Origin of the sequence: Paraburkholderia sp. RL17-368-BIF-A (assembly GCF_046054045.1) — a bacterium.
Lineage (GTDB): Bacteria > Pseudomonadota > Gammaproteobacteria > Burkholderiales > Burkholderiaceae > Paraburkholderia > Paraburkholderia graminis.
In genome coordinates this window covers 1-4154 of sequence record NZ_JARESN010000037.1, presented here as the reverse complement: position 1 = coordinate 4154, position 4154 = coordinate 1, and the positions used below count along the sequence as shown (strand labels likewise).

The 4154-nt window shown below is 62.6% G+C and carries 4 protein-coding genes; 3 read left to right on the top strand and 1 reads right to left on the bottom strand.

The features are described 5' to 3' along the window. Window positions 1-202: 202 nt before the first annotated feature. The gene (locus tag P0D87_RS31490; protein WP_006047556.1) at window positions 203-1003 is read right to left on the bottom strand and encodes a GntR family transcriptional regulator; all 801 of its coding nucleotides are present in this window, start codon (window positions 1001-1003) and stop codon (window positions 203-205) included. A gap of 585 nt (window positions 1004-1588) precedes the next feature. On the opposite strand from P0D87_RS31490, the gene P0D87_RS31485 reads away from it, so the two are divergent. From P0D87_RS31485 to P0D87_RS31475, 3 genes are all read left to right on the top strand, one after another. Further along, a complete protein-coding gene (locus tag P0D87_RS31485; protein ID WP_006047555.1) occupies window positions 1589-2572 on the top strand; it encodes a malate dehydrogenase in 984 nt (327 codons plus the stop codon). 189 nt (window positions 2573-2761) lie between these two features. Further along, window positions 2762-3760 (top strand): HpcH/HpaI aldolase/citrate lyase family protein, encoded by a 999-nt coding sequence (locus P0D87_RS31480; RefSeq protein ID WP_053859716.1) that lies wholly within the window; start codon window positions 2762-2764, stop codon window positions 3758-3760. Window positions 3761-3785: 25 nt separating this feature from the next. Continuing rightward, on the top strand, window positions 3786-4154 hold a 369-nt coding region (locus tag P0D87_RS31475), incomplete at its 3' end, for a citrate/2-methylcitrate synthase (RefSeq protein WP_408637118.1).

Genomic DNA, 4154 nt, shown 5'->3' with positions numbered 1-4154 from the left:
TTCCGGCCTCGGTTTTTTTACCGCTTCAGCCATGCTAGACCCCCTGCTATGTAGTTCACACCAATCCGCAATTTTAGCGCCTTTTCATTTCGCGCTGCAGCGAAAACCCCGACAGGTCCATTGCAGCGCGCGCAATAAAGGCGCCGTCAAACGGCGCGCGCGTGGGACGCCGCGCCTTCAATCCAGCTCAGTCCAGCCCGATTTAGCTGAGATCGTTCTGATAGTAGTACCCGGTTGTGACATACCAACCTCGCCGGACTTCCACCGGCCGATCCCCATAGGTGTAGGACACGCGTTCGACGGACAGCAGCGGAAAACCCGGCGGCACCTGCAGCAGATCGGCCACCGACGGCTCGGCGGCGACCGCGCGGATTTTCTCCGTGGCGCGGATCATGCGCGTGCCGAACTCCGTCTCGAACATCGCGTAAAGAGGACCCTTGTACTCCGACAGCCGCTCCAGCGTCAGCCCGCGAAACACGGCGCCTGGCAGCCAGATTTCATCGAGCACGGTCACTTCGCCGTCGAACTGCAACAGACGCTTGATCAGCACAACGGGATCGGCGGGCTTCAGGTCAAGTTGCCGCGCGATGTCCGCCGATGCACGCAAGCGCCGGCACTCGAGCAGGCGGCTAACGTGCGGATGTTCGGCGCCGTCATCGGCGAGTAACCGCAAAAAGCGAAACTGCGCGCGATCTTCGTTGTGCGTCGCAACGAACGTGCCCTTGCCCTGGCGGCGCACGAGCAGGTTCTCGGCGGCGAGTTCGTCGATCGCTTTACGCACCGTGCCCTGGCTGACCTTGTATCTGGCCGCTAATTCGACTTCACTAGGAATGATCTCGCCGGGCTTCCATTCACCGCTTTCGAGACTCTGCGTGATCAGCCCTTTGATCTGCTGGTACAGCGGGCTGAAAGTGGGTGACGCAGCGGGGACGGCCGCGGATGCACCTTCGCCCGCGGCCGCCTGGCCGCCGGGATTCGTGGTGTTGGCCGGGTTCGAATTCATGCGCGCATTTCATCATAAAGCGCTGGCTCGCGTCCAGCGTTTCCCCGGCAATAGATGTGTCTTATATAAGACATAAGATAATGTTGACTTTGCCTCTGCCGACTCCTACACTCCTTGTCGAGCAAGGGTTTGCGGGCGTTTTGACGGCTCTGCGCTACATCCGGTTTGGCAGCGCCGCCACGCACTGGCAGCCACTCTGCACCATGCTGTTCCCACGCAGTCCAGGGTTTCGATTCGCCGCCGTTCGTTGGTCCGACGCTTGCCGAAACGCGCTGTTTGCAGGAGCCCGCACCGTGCAGCGGCTGCCCCGGCGCCTCAATGACCGCTCCCGCTCTGAAGAAACGGCCGCTTCCCCGTTTGATATGTCGGCGGAAGAAGGGCGAAGCGCCGGCTCAAGAGAGCTCAGCAGTACCGGTTTCCGGCATGGCGGTCTTGCCGCAGCGCCGCTTTCGGCCCGCAATTAACGGGCCGGCAGCGAGCCTCCCGCGAACAGCGAATTCCGCCGTGTTTAACAACGCTTCGCTGAACGCGCATATAGAATGGCGTTTTCCCTAGCGTCTAACGCATCGTCCTGGAGATTTCTCAATGGCTAAGCCCGCAAAGCGCGTTGCCGTCACCGGCGCCGCAGGTCAAATTGCTTACTCCCTGCTGTTCCGCATCGCCAATGGTGATCTGCTCGGCAAGGATCAGCCGGTGATCCTGCAACTGCTCGACCTGCCGCAAGCGCAAGGCGCCGTCAAAGGCGTCGTGATGGAACTGGATGATTGCGCATTCCCGCTGCTGTCGGGCGTCGTGATCACGGACGACCCGAAGGTCGCATTCAAAGACGCCGACGTCGCCCTGCTGGTCGGCGCGCGTCCGCGTTCGAAGGGCATGGAGCGTAAAGACCTGCTGTCGGCAAACGCCGAGATCTTCACGGTTCAAGGCAAGGCGCTGAACGAAGTCGCCAGCCGCGACGTGAAGGTGCTGGTGGTCGGCAACCCGGCCAACACGAACGCCTACATCGCGATGAAGTCGGCACCGGACCTGCCGAAGAAGAACTTCACCGCCATGCTGCGTCTCGACCACAACCGCGCGCTGTCGCAACTGGCCGCGAAGTCGGGCAAGCCGGTCGCTTCGATCGAAAAGCTGGCCGTGTGGGGCAACCACTCGCCGACCATGTACCCGGACTTCCGCTTCGCGACCGCAGAAGGTCAAAACCTGACCAAGCTGATCAACGACGACGAATGGAACCGCAACACGTTTATCCCGACCGTCGGCAAGCGCGGCGCGGCGATCATCGAGGCACGCGGTTTGTCGTCGGCAGCGTCGGCGGCTAACGCTGCAATCGACCACGTGCGTGACTGGGTGCTCGGCACGAACGGCAAGTGGGTCACCATGGGTATTCCGTCGGACGGCTCGTACGGCATTCCCGAAGACATCGTCTACGGCGTTCCGGTGATCTGCGAAAACGGCGAATACAAGCGCGTGGAAGGCCTGGAAATCGACGCGTTCTCGCGCGAAAAGATGGACGGCACGCTGCAGGAACTGCTGGAAGAACGCGAAGGCGTTCAGCATCTGCTCGGCTAAGCACCTGATGCAGACCAACCGGAACTCCGTAGCGTCACCGCGGCGGGTTCCGGTTTTTTTCGTGCGAATCGAGCAGACCAGTCGATTCGCACCTGATCCGAGCGCGTTTTGCCTGTCTGCCTGTACGACCGGACAGAGCGCGCCCGAATCGGTTTTTCCTCAACAAAACCCACGCCCCTGACGCCGAAGATGCGCGCCCTCACACCCGCCGAAGTGCTGTTTGACGGCGAAGTGCCGCCCGCTGTGCTGCCTGCCTGCGATCACTACGCCGGCAGCGAAAAGCTGATGCTGAAATCGCTCGCGTTGCAGCAGCAACTGGGTCCCGTGTTCGACATCACGCTCGACTGCGAAGACGGCGCGCAAGTGGGCCGCGAAGCGGAGCATGCGGAGTTGGTCGCGTCGCTCATCGGCAGCGAGCATGACCGCTTCGGGCGCGTCGGCGTGCGGATTCACGACTACGATCACCCGTACTGGCGTGACGACGTGCGCCTGATTCTGCGCGCGGCGAAGCGAGCGCCTGCTTTCATCACGCTGCCGAAAATCCGCAATGTGCTGGACGCAGCCGAAATGGTCGCGTTCATCGAAGCCACGCGGCGTGAGCTTGGCATCGCAAAAGCCATCCCGGTGCAACTGCTCGTCGAAACGCATGGCGCGCTCACGCGTGTGTTCGATCTCGCCGCGTTGCCCGGCGTCGAGGCATTGAGCTTCGGCCTGATGGATTTCGTCTCCGCGCACAACGGCGCGATTCCCGACACGGCCATGCGCTCGCCCGGCCAGTTCGATCATCCGCTCGTGCGGCGCGCGAAGCTGGAGATTTCAGCGGCTTGCCATGCGCACGGCAAGGTGCCGTCGCACAACGTCAGCACCGAAGTGCGCGACATGAGCGTGGTCGCGAGCGACGCCACGCGGGCCCGCAACGAATTCGGCTACACGCGCATGTGGAGCATTCATCCCGCGCAGATCGAGGCCATCGTGAGCGCGTTCGCGCCGCGCGACGAGGAAATCGCCACCGCCGCCGAAATTCTGCTGGCCGCGCAGTCCGCTCAATGGGGACCCACGCGCCATCGCGACACCTTGCACGACCGCGCGAGCTACCGCTATTACTGGTCGGTGCTGCGTCGCGCGCGATCCACCGGCCGCGCGATCCCGCAAGATGCCGCGCCGCTTTTCGGGGATGTGGAGCAATGAGCACGCAAACAGGAGACAGCGGCAGATGAGCGAGACAACGCAAACCGCCGGCGTACAAGGCGGCTTCAAACCGAAAAAATCCGTCGCGCTGTCCGGCGTGACCGCGGGCAACACGGCGCTGTGCACGGTTGGCAAGACCGGCAACGATCTGCATTACCGCGGCTACGACATTCTCGACATCGCGGGCAATTGCGAATTCGAAGAAATCGCCTATCTGCTCGTGCATGGAAAGCTGCCGACGCAAGCCGAACTCACCTCCTACAAGACGAAGTTGAAGGCGTTGCGCGGCCTGCCCGCGAACGTCAAGGCCGCGCTCGAATGGATTCCGGCGGCCGCGCATCCGATGGATGTGATGCGCACTGGCGTGTCGGTGCTCGGCACGGTGCTGCCGGAG

Coding starts and splice junctions, on each gene's coding strand:
- P0D87_RS31485 (WP_006047555.1), top strand. CDS start 1,589: ATGGCTAAGCCCGCAAAGCGCGTTGCCGTCACCGGCGCCGCAGGTCAA.
- P0D87_RS31490 (WP_006047556.1), bottom strand. CDS start 1,003: ATGAATTCGAACCCGGCCAACACCACGAATCCCGGCGGCCAGGCGGCC.
- P0D87_RS31480 (WP_053859716.1), top strand. CDS start 2,762: ATGCGCGCCCTCACACCCGCCGAAGTGCTGTTTGACGGCGAAGTGCCG.